Annotated in this window: 12 protein-coding genes; 2 read left to right on the top strand and 10 right to left on the bottom strand. The window is 72.4% G+C overall.

Going from position 1 to position 17433, the window contains the following annotated elements; translation table 11 throughout:
- Window positions 1-4 precede the first annotated feature (4 nt).
- Together IEY20_RS01385 and IEY20_RS01380 are read right to left on the bottom strand one after the other, a co-directional pair.
- Window positions 5-1495 carry a HAMP domain-containing sensor histidine kinase gene (locus IEY20_RS01385; RefSeq protein WP_229727791.1) on the bottom strand — a complete coding sequence of 497 codons (1491 nt, stop codon included), beginning with the start codon at window positions 1493-1495 and terminating at the stop codon, window positions 5-7.
- A gap of 47 nt (window positions 1496-1542) precedes the next feature.
- Entirely contained in the window at window positions 1543-2226 is a 684-nt protein-coding gene (locus tag IEY20_RS01380; RefSeq protein ID WP_175329168.1) for a response regulator transcription factor, read from the bottom strand.
- A gap of 156 nt (window positions 2227-2382) precedes the next feature.
- Between IEY20_RS01380 and IEY20_RS01375 the strand changes: the two genes are divergently transcribed.
- Window positions 2383-2898, top strand: a complete 516-nt coding sequence (locus IEY20_RS01375) for a hypothetical protein (protein ID WP_175329167.1) — start codon at window positions 2383-2385, stop codon at window positions 2896-2898.
- 122 nt (window positions 2899-3020) lie between these two features.
- Here IEY20_RS01375 and IEY20_RS01370 read toward each other — a convergent pair whose 3' ends face one another.
- The 4 genes from IEY20_RS01370 to exaC all read right to left on the bottom strand — a co-directional run bounded on the left by IEY20_RS01370 (window position 3021) and on the right by exaC (window position 7596).
- On the bottom strand, window positions 3021-4187 hold the full coding sequence (locus tag IEY20_RS01370; RefSeq protein WP_175329166.1) for a GAF domain-containing protein: 1167 nt from the start codon (window positions 4185-4187) through the stop codon (window positions 3021-3023).
- A gap of 355 nt (window positions 4188-4542) precedes the next feature.
- Window positions 4543-5508, bottom strand: a complete 966-nt coding sequence (locus IEY20_RS01365) for a helix-turn-helix domain-containing protein (protein WP_175329165.1) — start codon at window positions 5506-5508, stop codon at window positions 4543-4545.
- Between the two features lie 157 nt (window positions 5509-5665).
- Entirely contained in the window at window positions 5666-6055 is a 390-nt protein-coding gene (locus IEY20_RS01360; protein ID WP_175329164.1) for a DUF779 domain-containing protein, read from the bottom strand.
- A complete protein-coding gene (gene exaC / locus IEY20_RS01355) occupies window positions 6055-7596 on the bottom strand; it encodes an acetaldehyde dehydrogenase ExaC (RefSeq protein WP_022903861.1) in 1542 nt (513 codons plus the stop codon). Before exaC ends, IEY20_RS01360 begins: the two co-directional genes overlap by 1 nt.
- A gap of 181 nt (window positions 7597-7777) precedes the next feature.
- On the opposite strand from exaC, the gene IEY20_RS01350 reads away from it, so the two are divergent.
- The gene (locus IEY20_RS01350) at window positions 7778-8317 is read left to right on the top strand and encodes an HdeD family acid-resistance protein (protein WP_175329163.1); all 540 of its coding nucleotides are present in this window, start codon (window positions 7778-7780) and stop codon (window positions 8315-8317) included.
- Window positions 8318-8327: 10 nt separating this feature from the next.
- Here the strand turns inward: IEY20_RS01350 and IEY20_RS01345 are convergent, their stop codons facing one another.
- The 4 genes from IEY20_RS01345 to gltB form a co-directional block, all read right to left on the bottom strand.
- Window positions 8328-9425, bottom strand: coding sequence for a VIT1/CCC1 transporter family protein (locus IEY20_RS01345; protein ID WP_175329162.1), 1098 nt, complete (start codon window positions 9423-9425; stop codon window positions 8328-8330).
- Between the two features lie 220 nt (window positions 9426-9645).
- A complete protein-coding gene (gene pyk, locus IEY20_RS01340; protein WP_175329161.1) occupies window positions 9646-11091 on the bottom strand; it encodes a pyruvate kinase in 1446 nt (481 codons plus the stop codon).
- A 144-nt stretch (window positions 11092-11235) separates the two neighbouring features.
- Window positions 11236-12693, bottom strand: a complete 1458-nt coding sequence (locus tag IEY20_RS01335) for a glutamate synthase subunit beta (protein WP_175329160.1) — start codon at window positions 12691-12693, stop codon at window positions 11236-11238.
- A gap of 59 nt (window positions 12694-12752) precedes the next feature.
- On the bottom strand, window positions 12753-17366 hold the full coding sequence (gene gltB, locus IEY20_RS01330; RefSeq protein WP_373290323.1) for a glutamate synthase large subunit: 4614 nt from the start codon (window positions 17364-17366) through the stop codon (window positions 12753-12755).
- Window positions 17367-17433 lie beyond the last annotated feature (67 nt).

Below are 17433 nucleotides of genomic sequence, written 5' to 3'. Positions count from 1 at the left end.
GAGATCAGGCTAGCAGCACCCGCAGCTCGAACACGGCGCCGCCGAGCGCCCGGCTCCCGCCCTCCCGGCCCGCACCGCCCCGGTCCGCACCGCCGTGGCGCACACCGGCGTGCGCGAGCGACCCGCCGTGCGCGTCCGCGATCCCCCGTGCGATCGGCAGCCCGAGCCCCGCACCGCCCGAGCGGGCGTCCCGGGAGGCCTCGAGCCGCACGAGCCGGTCGAAGACGCGTTCCCGGTCGGCCTCGGGGATGCCGGGGCCGTCGTCCTCGACGCGGAGGAGGGCTTCCCCGGGCCCGTCGGTCAGTTCCAGCCGCACGCGCCCGGCTCCACCGGACGCCCGCGCCGCGTTGTCGACGAGGTTGCCGACGACCTGTGCGAGGCGGTCGGGGTCGACGTCGGCGACGACCTCGTGGCCGGGGACGTCGACGTCGAGGGTCGTGCTCGGCAGGCGGAGCCGCAGCCGCTCGGCCTCGGCGGCGAGCCACGGCCCGAGGTCGGTCGGCCGGCGGTCGAGGTCGATCCCCCGGTCGAGCCGGGCCATCGTCAGCATGTCGTCGACGAGGCGCGCAGCGCGGTCAGCCTGTCGGACGACGTGCACGGCCATCGCCTCGGTGGTCGCCGGGTCCGCGGGACCGTTCCGGACGAGGGTGTCCGCGGCGGCTCGGACACCAGCGACGGGGGTGCGGAGTTCGTGCGCGGCATCGGAGAGGAACCCGCGCACGCGCCCCTCGGCAGCCACGGCCTTGGCCTCCGCTCCCTCGACGGCGTCGAGCATCTCGTCGAAGGCGAGTGCCACCCGGCCGATCTCGGTGTCCGTCCGGGCCGGTCGGAGCCGTCGCCCGCGGTCGCCGGCGGCGATCGACCGTGCGGCGCCGGTCATCTCGTCCAGCGGTCGCATCGTCCGTCGGACGACGAGCACGAGCCCGACCACCGCCACGCCGAGGAACGCGGCCGACGCGCCGCCGAGGACCCACCCGACCTGCGCGAGCGTCTCCTGGACGTCCCGTGTCCCCGCTGTCAGCGTGATGCGCGTGCCGTCCGCGAGGTCCGAACGCAGGGTCAGGACGCCGTCGTCGTCGCGCACCGAGGACGACGTGATGCGCGTCCCGGTGCTGCCGCCGGCCGTGGTGTCGCCCGTCGTCCCGGCGCTCGACGAACCGGCCGTCGCCGGGCCCGCGCCCCCGTCCGAGCCCGAGCGCTTCGCCGGTCCCGGCAGTCCCGCGGGGTCGGGCGGTCCCTTCCGGAGCTGGGCCGGCGTGGGTCCGGCCTCGACGGAGGCCCCGTCCGGCTCGACGATCCGGACCGAGAGGCCCTGCGCCGACAACCGGTCGGCGAGGTCGTCCGCGTCGAGCACCCCGACGAGCGCCGCGGCCGCCGAAGCGCGGTCCCGGAGGCGCTCCTCGACCTGGGCGGTCAGCCGGGCGCCGAGGACCGCCTCGACGGCGACGACGAACACGGCGAGCAGCACGGCGAGCAGCACCGTGACGGCCACCACGGTCCGCAATCGCAGGGAGGTGGTGCGGAGGCGTCCCGCGGGGTGGTTCACGCTGCGCCCCGGTCGGTGGCGAGCCGGTACCCGAGCCCCCGCACGGTGTGCACGAGCCGCGGCCCGTGGGCCTCCATCTTCCGACGCAGGGCGCTGAGGTGCACCTCGACGACGTTGGGTGCGATGTCCTCGTACCCCCAGACCTGCGTCGTGATCTGCGCCTTCGAGACGGTCCGCCCACGGCTCTCGGCGAGGAACCGCAGGAGGCGGAACTCCGTCGCCGTCAGGTCGAGCAGGACACCCGCTCGCCGCACGGTCGCGCCGTCCGGGTCGAGCACCAGGTCGCCGACCTCGATCACGGACGGAACCCGCCCCCGTCGCCGCAGCACGGCCGTGACGCGGGCGACGAGCTCGGCCATCGCGAAGGGCTTCACCACGTAGTCGTCGGCACCCTCGGCGAACCCGCGGAGTCGGTCGTCGAGCTCGTCCCGCGCCGTCATCATCACGACGGCGGCGTCGGAGCGGGCACGGATGCGGGCCGCCAGGAGGATGCCACTCGGCCCGGGCAGCATCCAGTCGAGCAGAACGAGGTCGGGTGCCGCACGGTCGAGGTCCTCGGCGATGCGTCGGCCGTCGGAGGCCTCGGCGACGACGAAGCCCTCGGCGCGGAGGGTCGTCGCGACCGCGGTGCGGAGGGAGTCGTCGTCCTCGACCACGAGGATGCGTGCTGGTGCGTTCACGGCGGACACGGTAGGTCGGCTCGGCCATCACGGAGCATGGAACGACCTGGAGAACGCCTGTGCGCCGCCGATGCTTCAGTCCTGCTTCAGATTGGGAACCGACCGTCGTCCTCGTCGGCGGACCGCCCGGTCCGCCGCCCACGAAGAGGAGACACCATGCAGCACGAACAGGACGACCGCCCCACCGTCGGGCGTCGGCGCCGGACCCTCCGCGCGGTCGGCATCGGCTCGGCAGCCGCGGCGGCGCTGGTCCTCGGCGGGGTCGGCGTGACGGCCGCGATGGCCGCGCCGAGCGCGCCCTCGACCGCGCCGAGCGGAGCGCCCACGGGTGCGCCGAGCGGGGCCCCGAGCGGGGCTCCGTCGGGAGCCCCGACCGCGGGACCGGCCGCGCCGGGGAAGGGCAGCTCGGCAGCACCGGGCGGGAACGCAGCACCCGGCTCCGCACCGGCCCCGGGCTGCCTCGCCGGTCCGCTCGCCGACGGGAAGGCACCCACCCCGCCCAAGGACGGCAAGACGCCCACCCCGCCCAAGGACGGCAAGACGCCCACCCCGCCCAAGGACGGGACGGCACCGAAGCCCCTGGAGGACGGCACCGCCCCGACCCCGCCCACCGGCAGCAGCGCACCCGGCCAGGACAGCACCGCCACCCCGGCCCCGACCAGCGGGTCCTGACCCGCGGGTCCTGACCAGCCGGTCCCGACCCACTCGTCACCCCACCGGTGCCCGCTGCGGGAGGCACGCACGGTCGGCCGACAGGTCGACGCGTGTCGTGCCTCCCGGCCGGCGGGCAACCGTCAGGAACGCTCGATCGCCTCGACCGCGGCGACCAGGCCGGCCCGTCGCGGCGACCGCCGCGGCAGCACGCCGAGGAGGGCCCGCAGGACCTGCGGGTCCTGCGCGCCGTCCGGTGTCCGCGACCAGGCCAGCAGCGCGTCGACGCCGCCGTCGGCGACGAGCGCCTCCCGGAACCGTGTCCGCACCAGGTCGCGCAGGTCGTCGACGCCCGGTGACGCCGACCCCGGGAGCACCGGCCCGGTGTACCGATCGACGGCCTGGAGGCGCGCCCCGCGGTCGAGCGCGGACAGCACGGTGTCGACGTCGGTGCGCAACCCCTGCAGGCGGTACGGCCGCGACGTCAGGCGAGCGTCCGGTGCGTGGTCGGCGAGCACGCGTCGGAGGCGCACCACCTCAGCCCGGAGGGTCGTCACCGCGCGGACGTCGCCGTAGACGGCGACCGCGAGGTCCGCGGCCGGGAGGCCCGCAGGCGCTGCCGCGAGCACCGCGAGGATCTCCGAGTGGCGCTCCGACAGCCGCACCGCGCTCGACCCCGTCCGGAGGGTCGCCGTGTCCGACCCGAGGAGCTCGAGCTCAGCGGGGTGCGGTGCCGCGGACGACGGGCGCCGGAGCGCCGCGAGGGCGAGTTCCGCCTCGGCGGCAGCGGCGGCAGCGGTGAGCAGGGGCAGGGTGTGCCGTTCGACAGCGCGGTCGTCGCCGGTGAGGTCGAGCGCGCCGACCACGGTGCCCGATGCGTCTCGGAGCGGGACCGCCGTGCACGAGAACGCCTTGACGGCGGTCGCGTAGTGCTCCTCGGCGTGGATCTGGACCGGACGACCGAGCCGGAGGGCGGTCCCCGGTGCGCTCGTGCCGGCGTGCTCTTCCGCCCAGTCCGCGCCGGGCACGAAGCCCATCTCCTCGGCGGCACTGCGGGCCCGGTGCGCCCCGTCCACCCACACGAGACGTCCTGCGGCGTCCGCCAGGGCGACGATGCAGCCGGCGGCGCGGGCATCGTCCAGCAGGAGTCGCCGGACGACCGGCAGGGCGGTGCCGAGTGGTCCCGCCCGTCGGACCGCGTCGAGTTCGTCGCGGCCGAGCGCCAGTGGCGGCAGCCCATCCGGGTCGACGCGGGCAGACCGGCGCCACGACTCGGCCACGAGCGGACGGAGGCCGGACGGTGCGCGCATGCGGCCTCCTGTCCGGATCCCCCGCCGCGTCGTCGCGGTCGGTGCGGTCAGCCTACGTCCGACCTGGCGCGCGGACCATATCCGCGGTGGCGCAGTGGGCACAGTGGGCGCAGTGGGCACAGTGGGCACAGTGGGCGCGTTCGGTGCCGGAAGCGCGCGGGGGACGATCCGCCGCTGGACGGACGTCCCCCGCGGCCGAGCGTTCGTCCTGGATCAGGGAGGGAACGCTCTCGCCGGTAACCATCCGGCTGACATCAACTCTCTCACGACGGGAGGGTTCTCGACCACTGCCCCGCCGACGACCGCCGGACGGCGGGAGCCGTGCAGGGGCCCACAGCTGCCGCGGCTGCCGCTGTTACCGCGGAGCGAGCGGTCGTCGGAGCGTGGCGGACGGCAGCTCCGCGAACACCTGCTCGTAGTAGGCGGCGAAGCGGCCGAGGTGGGAGAACCCCCACGCTCGCGCCACCTCCGCGACGGTGGTCTCCGCGGCGTCGGCGGAGAGCAGCTCCGCGCGCACGCGGTGTAGGCGCGTCTCACGCAGGAACCGCATCGGCGTGATGCCGACCTCGCGTTGGAAGGCGTCCTGGAGACCACGCACGCTGAGACCGGATGCGCGGCTGACGTCCGTGACCGAGATCGGGAGGTGGGCGTTCGCCACGATCCACTCCTGTGCGGAGCGGAACCGAGCCGTCCCGGCGGGCGGCACGACCCGCTTCCGGGGCGAGGCGTCGAACGCCGCTGCCACGGCCTCCGCGAGGGCGAGGTTCCTCCGGATGCGGGTGGATCGTGCCGTGTCGACGTGGAGCAGTTCGGGTCCGGCGGCGGAGATGACCCGCTGCAGCGTCCGCAGCGCTTCGGGGTCCGGGTGGCGGCGGAACACCAGCGGCCCGGGGACGCCGTCCCGGTGCGCCGCGGCGACCGCTTCGAGGAAGTCGCCGTCGAACCGGACCAGGTGCTGCGTGTTCGGCGTCGCGTCGAACGTGAACTCCCGGTGCGCCGGGTACATCACCGGCACGCCCGGGACCATCTCGAGCGGGCTGCTCGAATCCGTGTCGAGCAGGATGCCGGGACGTGTCGCCCACGCCAGGATGTACTGCCTGCCCGGGTTGATCGTGCCCCACCGCCGCGCGCCGACGGCCGAGGTGTTGACCGAGACGTGCTCGTCCCCGACGGTGCGGTACCGCCACGCGAACTCGCCGCGCGTCGCGCCGCTGATGTGGATGTCGTGACTGGCGTAGACACGCTCGTAGAAGGACACCGCCTCGTCGATGTCGAGGCCGCGCCGATCCAGGTGTTCGGCGCGAGGAGAGTCAGATGGCATACCGGAGTGATCCTGACGCACGCCACCGACGCCGCAGCCTCGCGCAGGGGTGCCACGGGGTCCTCAGCGGCCGAGAACTGCGCCAGACGGACGAACAGCGCGGACCACCCGCGTTCTGCGGATGATCCACGCCGTTCGCGACCGGATTCCCGGCCCGCTACCGCCCCTGCGGCACGAGTCCGAGGTCGACCAGCTCGTCGTCCGTCAGCATCCGCGATCGGGTCAGGAAGCGCTTCCCCTCCGGCACCTCGAGCGAGAAACCAGCGCCCCGCCCGTCGACCACGTCGATCGTGAGGTGCGTGTACTTCCAGTACTCGAACTGCGCGCGGGACATGTAGACCTCGACGGGGTCGATCCCGTCGATGTCGAGTGCGCCGAGCAGGACGTCGCCGGGGCCCGTGCGGAACATGCCGACGGGGTAGCACATCGGGCTCGAGCCGTCGCAGCAGCCGCCCGACTGGTGGAACATCAGCGGGCCGTGCCGGGCGGCGAGGGAGCGCAGGAGCTCCTCCGCCGCCAGGGTGGCCGCCACGCGGGCGGTGCTCATCAGAAGAAGCCCATCGGACCCTCGGCGTAGGACACGAGGAGGTTCTTCGTCTGCTGGTAGTGCTCGAGCATCATCTTGTGGTTCTCGCGCCCGATGCCGGACTGCTTGTAGCCGCCGAACGCCGCACCCGCCGGGTACTGGTGGTAGGTGTTCGACCAGACGCGCCCGGCCTGGATGTCTCGTCCCGCCCGGTACAGCGTCGTGGCCTCACGGCTCCACACCCCGGCGCCGAGCCCGTAGAGCGTGTCGTTGGCGATCCGGATGGCGTCGTCGTAGCCGCTGAAGGACGTCAGCGCCAGGACCGGCCCGAAGATCTCCTCCTGGAAGATGCGCATCGCGTTGTCGCCCTCGAACACCGTCGGCGTGACGTAGTACCCGCCGGACAACTCGCCGCCGAGGTCCGCGCGCTCGCCACCGGTCAGGAGCTTCGCGCCCTCCTGCTTGCCGATGTCGATGTAGCTCAGGATCTTCTCGAGCTGGTCGTTCGAGGCCTGCGCCCCGATCATCGTCGACGGGTCCAGGGGGTGGCCCTGCTTCACCGCACGGACCCGGTCGAGGCCGTCGGCGACGAAGCCGTCGTAGATCTCCTTCGCCACGAGGGCTCGGGACGGGCAGGTGCAGACCTCGCCCTGGTTGAGGTTGAAGAAGGCGAAGCCCTCGAGGGCCTTGTCGTAGAACGCGTCCTGCTCCTGGGCCACGTCGGCGAAGAACACGTTCGGGCTCTTGCCACCGAGCTCGAGCGTCACCGGGATGAGGTTCTGCGACGCGTACTGCATGATGAGCCGGCCGGTGGTGGTCTCGCCGGTGAACGCGACCTTGCGGATGTCGGGGTGCTGCGCGAGCGGGGCGCCGACCTCGATGCCGAAACCGTTCACGACGTTGAGGACCCCGGCGGGCAGCAGGTCGCGGATGAGCTCGACGAGCACGTGGATCGAGGCGGGGGTCTGCTCGGCGGGCTTGAGGACGACGCAGTTGCCCGCGGCGAGGGCAGGCGCGAGCTTCCACACCGCCATGAGGATCGGGAAGTTCCACGGGATGATCTGCCCGACGACGCCGAGCGGCTCGTGGAAGTGGTAGGCCACGGTGTCGTGGTCGATCTCCCCCGTCGAGCCCTCTTGCGCACGGATCGCACCGGCGAAGTAGCGGAAGTGGTCGATCGCGAGCGGGATGTCGGCGCCGAGCGTCTCCCGGATCGGCTTGCCGTTCTCCCACGTCTCGGCGACGGCGAGCATCTCGAGGTGCTCCTCCATGCGGTCCGCGATCCGGTTGAGGATCGTGGCCCGCTCGGCGACGCTCGTCCTCCCCCACGCCGGGAACGCCTTCCACGCGGCCTCCACCGCGCGGTCGACGTCGGTCGAGTCACCGCGGGCGACCTCGCAGAAGACCTTGCCGGTCACCGGCGTGGGGTTCTCGAAGTACTGCCCACCCGCGGGGGCGACGTACTCCCCGCCGATGAAGTGGTCGTACCGCGACCGGTACTCCACGAGCGAGCCCGCCTCGCCGGGTGCGGCGTAGGTGGACGGGGACGGTGCGATGGTCATGGTGGACACCTTTCGACGACGTTGTCGGTGACGCTGGGTCCGCGCCTGCACGGCACGGTACGACCGGGCAGGTTGCATCCGGTTGCACGCTCACCCGCCCGGCTGCACGTGGCCGCGCAACCGTGGTGTCCACCCCCGGGTACCGTCGGAGTCCGAGCAGCGCCGATCAGGGAGGAAGCTCGTGGACTCTCGTGCCGTCCGCACGTTCCGCGTGTTCGTCGTGGTGACCGCCGTGGTGGCGATCGCCCTCGGGGTGGTGGCGGTGGCCTGGCCGCGTCCGACGCTGGTCCTCGTGGCGGTCCTGTTCGGCGTGTACCTGGTCGTGGCGGGCGCGCTGCGCGTGTTCGCCGCGGTCCGGGGGCACGGCACGGCCCCCGTGTGGCGGTGGACGTCCGGCGTGGTCGGCGTCCTGGTCGGCCTCGCCGGCCTGCTGTGCCTCGTCGATCCCGCGGTCCCGCTGGTGGTGTACGCCGTCCTCGCCGGCCTCGGCTTCGTCATCGAGGGCATCGTGGCGGTCGTCGGCGCGTTCGCCGGGCACCCGGGCTCGTCGCGGGTGCCGAGCACGGTCAGCGGTGTGCTGTCGGTGCTCGGCGGCATGGCGGTCCTCGTCGCGCCGGGACTCGCGCTCGCGGTCTTCACGGTGCTCGCGGGCATCGCCCTCATCGTGGTCGGCGCCGCCGCGCTGCTGCTCCTGCCGCCGCGGGCCGCAGCGCGCCGCTGAACCCTGCCCCCTACGCGGCGCCGGTCCCGAAGAGCAGACCCAACCCGTAGGTCACCACCGCGGCGCCGAACCCGATCGCGAGCTGCCGCAACGCTCGCTTCAGCGGCGACGCCCCGCTGAGCACCCCGACGACCGCGCCCGTGCCGAGCAGCGCGATCCCGACGAGCACACCCGCGAGCGCGATCGCCGGCCACCCCTCCAGTCCGAAGGCGTACGGCAGGATCGGGATCACCGCACCGGAGGCGAAGAAGCAGAAGCTCGACACCGCCGCGCTCATGCCGTTCCCGACGGCCTCGTGGTCGTCGCGGGTCGCGGTCGCGCCCGTGTCCGACCCCACCGCGAGCCCGGCGATCACCTCGTCGGCGTGGGCGTGCGCAGCCGCCTCGTCCATCCCGCGCGCCCGGTAGACGAGAGCGAGCTCGTTGGCGTCCACGTCGAGGTCCGCGACGGCGCGACCGGCCTCCGGGTGCGGTGACGACGCCTCGAGGAGCTCGCGCTGCGACCGCACCGACACGTACTCGCCCGCGCCCATGGACAACGCACCCGCGAGGAGGCCCGCGATGCCGCTCAGGAGGACGAAGTGCCGGTCGGCGCCCGACGCGCTGATGCCGATGATGAGCGCGAGGTTCGACACCAGGCCGTCGTTCGCACCGAACACTGCGGCGCGGAACGTGCCGGACAGGCGCATCCGTCCACGGTTCGCGAGGCCGCGGACGACTTCGCCGTGGATCCGCTCGTCGGCCGCCATGCGGGCCGTCGCGTCCGCGTCCTCCGCGTACGGCGAGCGGTCCTCGGCACGCTGCATGAGCGCGAGGACGAACACCGATCCGAACCGCTTGGCGAGGGCGGCGAGCACGCGCGTCCGCAGGCTCCCCCGCTGCGGCCGGCCCACGTCGTCACCGAGGAGTTCGAGCCAGTGCTGCGCGTGCCGCCCCTCGGCGTCGGCGAGGGCGGCGAGGATCTCGCGCTCCTCGCCCTCGCGGCGGGCGGCGAGGTTCCGGTAGACGGCGGCTTCCGCGCGCTCGTCCGCCAGGTACCGACGCCAGCGACGGACGTCGGCCCCGGTCGGTGCTGACACGGTGTCATCCTGGAGGCTCACACCGGCCATCCTGCCCGGTCACGCGGGCACGTGGTCGCCTCGGCCGCGGCGCGGATCCGGAACGCGGGCACGGTCTGCCCCGGGTGCGTCCGGATCGCGGGCGCTGGCGCGGGCGCGACGTGCCCCGGTCACGTCGTGCGGGGTGGGACGCGACAGGGCGCGGACCGGAGGCGGCGTGTGTCGCGCACACCGTGCCTCCCGTCCGCGCCCTGTCGGGACGCGACCGGCGTCAGTCGCGCACGTAGGCCGGAGCGGCCTCGGCGTGCGCGTCACCGACGCGGTGCACGCGGAGGTCGTTCGTGGAGCCCTCGATGCCGGGAGGCGATCCCGCCGTCACGACGACCCGGTCGCCGGGTGCCGCGAGACCGTGCTCGAGCAACACGTCGTCGACCTGCGAGAACAGCTCGTCGGTGTGCGTCTTCCGGTCCACCAGGAAGGAACGGACGCCCCAGGTGAGCGCCATGCGGCGGCGCGTCGCCTCGTTCGGGGTGAAGGCGATGATCGGCAGGCCGTGGCGCAGGCGCGACATGCGGCGGGCGGAGTCGCCCGACTCGGTGAACACGCAGAGGTACGACGCCTCGGTGAACTCCGCGATCTCCACGGCGGCGAGGGTGATCGCGCCGCCGAGGGTGCGCGGCTTCGTGCCGAGCGGCGCGATGCGCTCGAGGCCGTGGTCCTCGGTCGACTCGACGATGCGGGCCATCGTGCGGACGGTCTGCACCGGGTACTCGCCGACGCTGGTCTCGCCCGAGAGCATGACCGCGTCCGCGCCGTCGAGCACGGCGTTCGCGACGTCGGACGTCTCGGCGCGGGTCGGGATCGGGGACGAGATCATCGACTCGAGCATCTGGGTCGCGACGATGACCGGCTTCGCCATGCGGCGTGCGAGTTCGACGGCGCGCTTCTGCACGATCGGCACGGCCTCGAGCGGCAGCTCGACACCGAGGTCGCCGCGGGCGACCATGATGCTGTCGAAGGCGTCGATGATCTCCTCGAGCGCGTCGACGGCCTGCGGCTTCTCGATCTTCGCGATGACCGGGAGGCGCTTGCCCTCCTCGTCCATGATCTCGTGGGCACGCTGCACGTCGGCGGCGTTGCGCACGAACGAGAGCGCGATGAGGTCGGCACCCTGGCGGATCGCCCAGCGGAGGTCGGCCTCGTCCTTCTCGCTCAGCGCGGGGACGTTGACGGCGACACCGGGCAGGTTGATGCCCTTGTTGTTCGACACGGTGCCCGCGACGACGACCTCGGTGCGCACGCGCACGCCGTCGGTGTCGAGGACGCGGAGTCGCACGCGGCCGTCGTCGATGAGGAGCGGGTCGCCGGGCTTGACGTCCTGCGGGAGGCCCTTGAACGTCGTGCCGCAGATCTCCTTCGAGCCGGGGACGTCCTCCGTGGTGATGGTGAAGACGTCGCCGACGGCGAGCTCGTGGGGGCCGTTCGCGAACTTCGCGAGGCGGATCTTCGGACCCTGCAGGTCGACGAGGATCGCGACGGGCTTGCCCAGCTCCGCGGCGGCGCGGCGGACGTTCTCGTAGTTGGCCTCGTGGACGCTGTAGTCACCGTGGCTGAGGTTGAGTCGGGCGACGTCGACGCCCGCCTCGATGATCTCCTTGACGGTCTCGTACTCCGACGTTGCCGGTCCGAGCGTCGAAACGATCTTTGCGCGTCTCAATGGATTCCTTCTGGTGGTGGGTGGTGCTTGGGTTTCCGCGCTGTGGGGCCGCGCGGAACGAAGCGAGGCCACCAGCACCCTACCGAGTGCTGGTGGCCTGCCGCTCACTCGCGGGTCGGGGTTCCCGATGCGTTCACGTCGGTCTCAGACCGTGATCGCGCGGTCGGTCGCCTTGACCGGAGCGGGCAGGATCGTCGAGCCCTCGAGGTAGGCGTCGACCTTGGCCGCTGCGGCACGGCCCTCGGCGATCGCCCACACGATGAGCGACTGTCCGCGACCGGCGTCCCCGGCGACGAAGACGCCCGGTTCGTTGGTCGAGTAGTCGGCCTCACGAGCGAGGGCGCCGGAGGGTGCAGTGGGCAGGCCGAGCTGCGGCGCGATGGTGTCCGTCTCGGGGCCGGTGAAGCCCATGGCGATGAGCACGAGGTCCGCAGGGATCTCGCGCTCGGTGCCGGCCTTCGGCACACGACGGCCGTCGAGGTACTCGGTCTCGGCGACCCGGAGGGCACGGACCTCGCCGGCCTCGTTGCCGAGGAACTCGACGGTGGAGGCGAGGAAGTGCCGCTCGCCACCCTCCTCGTGTGCACTCGTGACCTCGAACACGGTCGGGAACATCGGCCACGGCTGCTCGGACGGACGCTCGAGCGGCGGCTGCTTGCCGATCGCGAGGTTCGTCACGCTCAGGGCGCCCTGCCGGTGCGCCGTGCCGATGCAGTCCGCGCCGGTGTCGCCGCCGCCGATGACGACGACGTGCTTGCCCTCGGCCGTGGTCTGGTTGTCGACCGTCGTGCCGGCGTTCGTCTTGTTCTGCTGCACGAGGTAGTCCATCGCGAAGTGGACGCCGGCGAGGTCACGACCGGGGATCGGCAGGTCCCGCGGGACGAGCGCACCCGTCGCCACCACGACGGCGTCGTAGCGCGACTTCAGGTCGTCCCAGGTGATGTCCCGGCCGATCTCGACGCCGGCGCGGAAACGGGTGCCCTCGGCCTGCATCTGGGCGAGACGCGCGTCGATCTGGCGCTTCTCCATCTTGAAGTCCGGGATGCCGTACCGGAGCAGGCCGCCGATGCGGTCGTCCCGCTCGTAGACGGCGACGGTGTGCCCGGCGCGCGTGAGCTGCTGCGCGGCCGCGAGGCCGGCGGGGCCCGACCCGACGACGGCGACGGTCTTGCCGGTCAGGCGCTCCGGCGGGTGCGGGGTGACCCAGCCGTTCTGGAACGCCTCGTCGATGATCGAGACCTCGACCTGCTTGATCGTCACCGGCGGCTGGTTGATGCCGAGCACGCAGGACGCCTCGCACGGCGCCGGGCAGAGCCGGCCCGTGAACTCCGGGAAGTTGTTCGTGGCGTGCAGTCGCTCGATCGCCTGCCGGCCCTCGCCGCGCCAGGTGAGGTCGTTCCACTCCGGGATGAGGTTGCCGAGCGGGCACCCCTGGTGGCAGAACGGCACGCCGCAGTCCATGCAGCGGCCGGCCTGCCGCTTGAGCGCTCCGGACTCCTGCTGCTCGTAGACCTCTTTCCAGTCCATGAGCCGCACGGGAACGGGGCGACGGGGCGGGAGCTCGCGCTCCTGCACCTTGAGGAAGCCCTTCGGGTCAGCCATGCGAAGCCTCCATGGTGTTCGGTCGCGGTGCGGTCGTGCGCGGTGCGGGTTCGACGAGGTCAGCCATTGGTCGCCTCCAGGATGCGGTTCCAGACGACGTCGCCGTCGGGGTCGAGACCCTCGTCGACGGCCTGCTGCCGGGTCGCGAGGACCGCGGCGTAGTCACGGGGCAGGACCTTGACGAAGTCGCTGAGGTCTCCGGACCCGAGCAGCTCGGCGGCGACCGTCGACCCGGTCTCCGCACGGTGCCGTTCGAGCAGGTCGGTGACGATCTCCACGTCGGCGCTGTCGAGCGGTCCGAGTCGGAGCTCGCCGCTCGCGAGGGCGTCCTGGTTGACGTCCTCGTCGCGGAGGCCGCGCACGTACGCGGTGCCCCCGGACATGCCGGCACCGAGGTTGCGCCCCGTCTCGCCGAGGATCAGCGCGAGGCCGCCGGTCATGTACTCGAGGGCGTGGTCGCCGACGCCCTCGACGACGGCGGTCGCACCGGAGTTGCGGACCAGGAAGCGCTCGCCCACGATGCCGCGGATGAACATGCTGCCCTGGGTCGCGCCGTAGCCGATGACGTTGCCGGCGATGACGTTCTCCGCGGCGTCGAACGCGGACTCCTCGTCGGGGCGCACGATGATCTCGCCGCCGGAGAGGCCCTTGCCGACGTAGTCGTTGCTGTCGCCGACCAGCCGGAGCGTGACACCGGCCGGCAGGAAGGCGCCGAGCGACTGCCCCGCGGACCCGCGGAGCGTGATGTCGATGGACCCCGCCGGGAGCCCGTGCTCGCCGTGGCGGAGCGTGACCTCGTGACCGAGCATCGTGCCCACGGCGCGCTCGGTGTTCCGGATCGGCAGGTCGAGCGTGACCGAGCCGCCGTGCTCGAGCACGTCGGCGGTGCGCTGGATCAGTCCGACGTCGAAGTGCTCGTCGAGCTCGTGGTCCTGCTCGCGGTGGTGTCGCCGCGGCTCGCCCGGCTCGAACGTCGGACCCTGGAGGACCGGCGCCAGGTCGAGTCCCGAGGCCTTCCAGTGCTGGACGGCGCGGTCGACGTCGAGGACGTCGGCCTGCCCGATCGCTTCGTCGAGCGAACGGAACCCGAGCTCGGCGAGGAGCTCGCGGACCTCCTGCGCGATGAACTCGAAGAAGTTGACCACGTAGTCGGCCTTGCCGGAGAACCGTGCGCGGAGCTCCGGGTTCTGCGTCGCGACGCCCACGGGGCACGTGTCGAGGTGGCACACCCGCATGAGGATGCAGCCCTCGACCACGAGCGGCGCCGTCGCGAACCCGTACTCCTCGGCCCCGAGCAGGGCGGCCACGACGACGTCGCGTCCGGTCTTCATCTGCCCGTCGACCTGCACCACGACGCGGTCGCGCATGCCGTTGAGCATGAGCGTCTGCTGGGTCTCGGCGAGACCGATCTCCCACGGCGTGCCGGCGTGCTTCAGCGAGTTGAGCGGTGACGCGCCCGTGCCGCCGTCGTGCCCCGAGACGAGCACGACGTCCGCCAGGGCCTTCGTGACACCCGCGGCGACGGCGCCGATCCCGGACTGGCTCACGAGCTTCACGTGGACGCGCGCCGACGGGTTCGCCCGCTTCACGTCGAAGATCAGCTGCTTGAGGTCCTCGATCGAGTAGATGTCGTGGTGCGGCGGCGGCGAGATCAGCCCGACGCCGGCCGTCGCGTGCCGCGTCCGGGCCACCCACGGGTAGACCTTCTGCGGCGGCAGCTGACCGCCCTCGCCCGGCTTCGCCCCCTGGGCCATCTTGAGCTGGATGTCCGTGGCGTGCGTCAGGTACATGCTCGTCACGCCGAAGCGGCCGGAGGCGACCTGCTTGATCGCGCTGCGGCGTTCCGGGTCGAGCAGGCGTTCGACGTCCTCGCCGCCCTCGCCCGTGTTCGACCGAGCACCGAGCCGGTTCATCGCGATCGCGAGCGTCTCGTGCGCTTCCTTCGAGATCGACCCGTAGGACATGGCGCCCGTGTTGAACCGCTTGACGATCGACTCGATCGGCTCGACCTCGTCGAGCGGGATCGGCTGCCGGACGCCGTCCTTGAAGCGGAAGAGGCCGCGGAGCGTCATGAGCGCCTCGGACTGGTCGTCGACCGCCTTCGAGTACTCGCGGAAGATGTCGTAGCGCCGCGCACGGGTGGCGTGCTGCAGGCGGAAGACCGTGTCCGGGTTGAAGAGGTGCGGCGGTCCTTCGCGGCGCCACTGGTACTCGCCGCCGGTCTGGAGTCGCTCGTGCGAGAGCACCGCGCCGTCCTGCGGGTACGCCTGTGCGTGGCGTTCCGCGTTCTCACGGGCGATCACGTCGATGTCGACACCGCCGAGGATCGAGGACGTGCCGGTGAAGTACCGGTCGACGAACTCCTGGGAGAGCCCGACGGCCTCGAACGCCTGCGCGCCGGCGTAGCTGGACACCGTGGAGATGCCCATCTTCGACATGATCTTGAGGACGCCCTTGCCGAGCGCCTTGATGACGTTGCGGACGGCCTGCTCGGGCGTGATCCCGGTGATCATGCCCGCGCGGACGAGGTTCTCGCAGGTCTCCATCGCCAGGTACGGGTTGATCGCCGATGCGCCGTAGCCGATGAGGGTCGCCACGTGGTGGACCTCGCGCACGTCGCCGGCCTCGACGATCAGGCCGACCTTCATGCGCTGCTCGGTCCGGATGAGGTGGTGGTGCACGGCGGCGAGCAACAGCAGGCTCGGCACGGGCGCGTTCTCCGCGTTGCCGTCCCGGTCCGACAGCACGATGAACTGCTTGCCGGACTCGATCGCGGCGTCGACCTCGTCGCAGACCGCGTCGATGCGGTTCTGCATCGCGGCCTCGCCGTCGTCGACGCGGTACAGCCCCTTGATCGTGACGGTGAGGTGGCGACCGGACGCGGTCTCGAAGTGCTGGATCTTCGCGAGTTCGTCGTTGTCGATGACCGGGAAGCCGAGCACGATCTGCTTCGCGTGCTCGGGGCCGGCGGACAGCAGGTTGCGCTCCGGCCCGAGGCCCATGCCCATCGAGGTGATGACCTGCTCGCGGATCGAGTCGAGCGGCGGGTTCGTCACCTGCGCGAACTGCTGCGTGAAGTAGTCGAAGAGGAGCCGAGGGCGCTGCGACAGCACGGCGATCGGCGTGTCCGATCCCATGGCCCCGAGGGGCTCCGCGCCGGTCTGCGCCATCGGGCGGAGGAGGATGCGGACCTCTTCCTCGGTGTAGCCGAACGCGCGCTGGCGCCGGGTCACCGAGGCCGGGGTGTGCACGATGTGCTCGCGCTCCGGCAGGTCGGACAGCTTGATGCGGCCGGACTCCAGCCATTCGCTCCACGGGCCCGAGGTCGCGAGGGATCGCTTGACCTCGTCGTCCTCGATGATCCGGCCAGCCTCGGTGTCGACGAGGAACATCCGCCCGGGGCGCAGGCGGCCCTTGCGGACGACCTTCGCAGCGGGCACGTCGATGACGCCGGTCTCCGAGCCCATCACGATGAGACCGTCGTCGGTCACGAGGAACCGGCCCGGACGCAGGCCGTTCCGGTCCAGGGTCGCACCGACGAGCGTGCCGTCGGTGAAGGTGATGGCGGCCGGGCCGTCCCACGGCTCCATGAGCATCGAGTGGTACTCGTAGAACGCCCGGAGCTCGGGGTCCATGCCGGTCTGGTTCTCCCAGGCCTCCGGCACCATCATCGAGACGGCGTGCGGCAGCGACCGGCCCGTCAGGCTGAGGAGCTCGAGGACCTCGTCGAACGACGCGGAGTCGCTCGCGCCCGGGCTGACGATCGGCAGCAGCGGCGCCATGTCGCCGAGCAGTTCGCTCTCGAGCTGCGACTGCCGTGCGCGCATCCAGTTGCGGTTGCCGCGGACGGTGTTGATCTCGCCGTTGTGCGCGAGGGTCCGGAACGGTTGCGCGAGCGGCCACGACGGGAACGTGTTGGTCGAGTAGCGGGAGTGCACGATCGCGAGCTTCGACGCGAACCGCTCGTCGCTGAGGTCGGGGTAGAAGGGCTCGAGCTGGAGCGTCGTGACCATGCCCTTGTAGACCATGGTCCGGCTCGACAGCGACATGAAGTAGACCTCGGCGTCGTGCTCGGCACGCTTGCGGAGCCGGAACGCCTGCCGGTCGAGTGCGATGCCGCTCCACGCCGCGCCGTGCACGTCGTGGCGCACCGAGGCGACGAAGAGCTGGGCGAAGGCCGGCATCGCGGCACGCGCGAGCGTCCCGAGGACCTCGGGACGGACCGGGACCTCGCGCCAGCCGAGGACCCGCAGGCCCTCCTCGCGCGCGAGGCGGTCGATGACACCCTGCACGCGGTGGCGGTCGTCCTCGTCGAGGGGCAGGTACGCGGTACCGACGGCGTACCCCCCCGCTGCCGGCAGGTCGAACGGCACCTCGTCGCGCAGGAACGCGTCCGGCACCTGGCACAGGATCCCCGCACCGTCGCCCGTGCCCGCGTCCGAGCCCACGGCACCGCGGTGCTCGAGGTTGCGGAGGGCACCGAGCGCGGCGTCGACGATGTCGTGTCCGGCGGTGCCGCGGAGCGTCGCGACCATGGCCAGGCCGCAGGCGTCCTTCTCGTTGGCCGGGTCGTACATGCCGGTCGCCTCCGGCACGGCCGAGAAGCGGCGGTGCGGGGGCAGGAGCCCGGACGTCGACGACTGGGTGCGCGACTGGCTTGGCTGGAGCGCCATGGGGAACCGTCCTCACGAGGATGGGAACAGGGACAGCGGTGGCCCGGTGGTGCGTTCCGCCCGGACG

The organism is Curtobacterium luteum (assembly GCF_014646995.1).
Lineage (GTDB): Bacteria > Actinomycetota > Actinomycetes > Actinomycetales > Microbacteriaceae > Curtobacterium > Curtobacterium luteum.
Note: the sequence above shows the minus strand (reverse complement) of the source record. Positions and strands in the feature narration are given on the sequence as shown.

What these genes read in the sequence shown, in the direction of transcription:
- IEY20_RS01375 (WP_175329167.1), top strand. Translation starts at nt 2,383, where the DNA reads ATGCAGCACGAACAGGACGACCGCCCCACCGTCGGGCGTCGGCGCCGG.
- IEY20_RS01370 (WP_175329166.1), bottom strand. Translation starts at nt 4,187, where the DNA reads ATGCGCGCACCGTCCGGCCTCCGTCCGCTCGTGGCCGAGTCGTGGCGC.
- IEY20_RS01365 (WP_175329165.1), bottom strand. Translation starts at nt 5,508, where the DNA reads ATGCCATCTGACTCTCCTCGCGCCGAACACCTGGATCGGCGCGGCCTC.
- IEY20_RS01360 (WP_175329164.1), bottom strand. Translation starts at nt 6,055, where the DNA reads ATGAGCACCGCCCGCGTGGCGGCCACCCTGGCGGCGGAGGAGCTCCTG.
- exaC (WP_022903861.1), bottom strand. Translation starts at nt 7,596, where the DNA reads ATGACCATCGCACCGTCCCCGTCCACCTACGCCGCACCCGGCGAGGCG.
- IEY20_RS01345 (WP_175329162.1), bottom strand. Translation starts at nt 9,425, where the DNA reads ATGGCCGGTGTGAGCCTCCAGGATGACACCGTGTCAGCACCGACCGGG.
- IEY20_RS01335 (WP_175329160.1), bottom strand. Translation starts at nt 12,693, where the DNA reads ATGGCTGACCCGAAGGGCTTCCTCAAGGTGCAGGAGCGCGAGCTCCCG.
- gltB (WP_373290323.1), bottom strand. Translation starts at nt 17,366, where the DNA reads ATGGCGCTCCAGCCAAGCCAGTCGCGCACCCAGTCGTCGACGTCCGGG.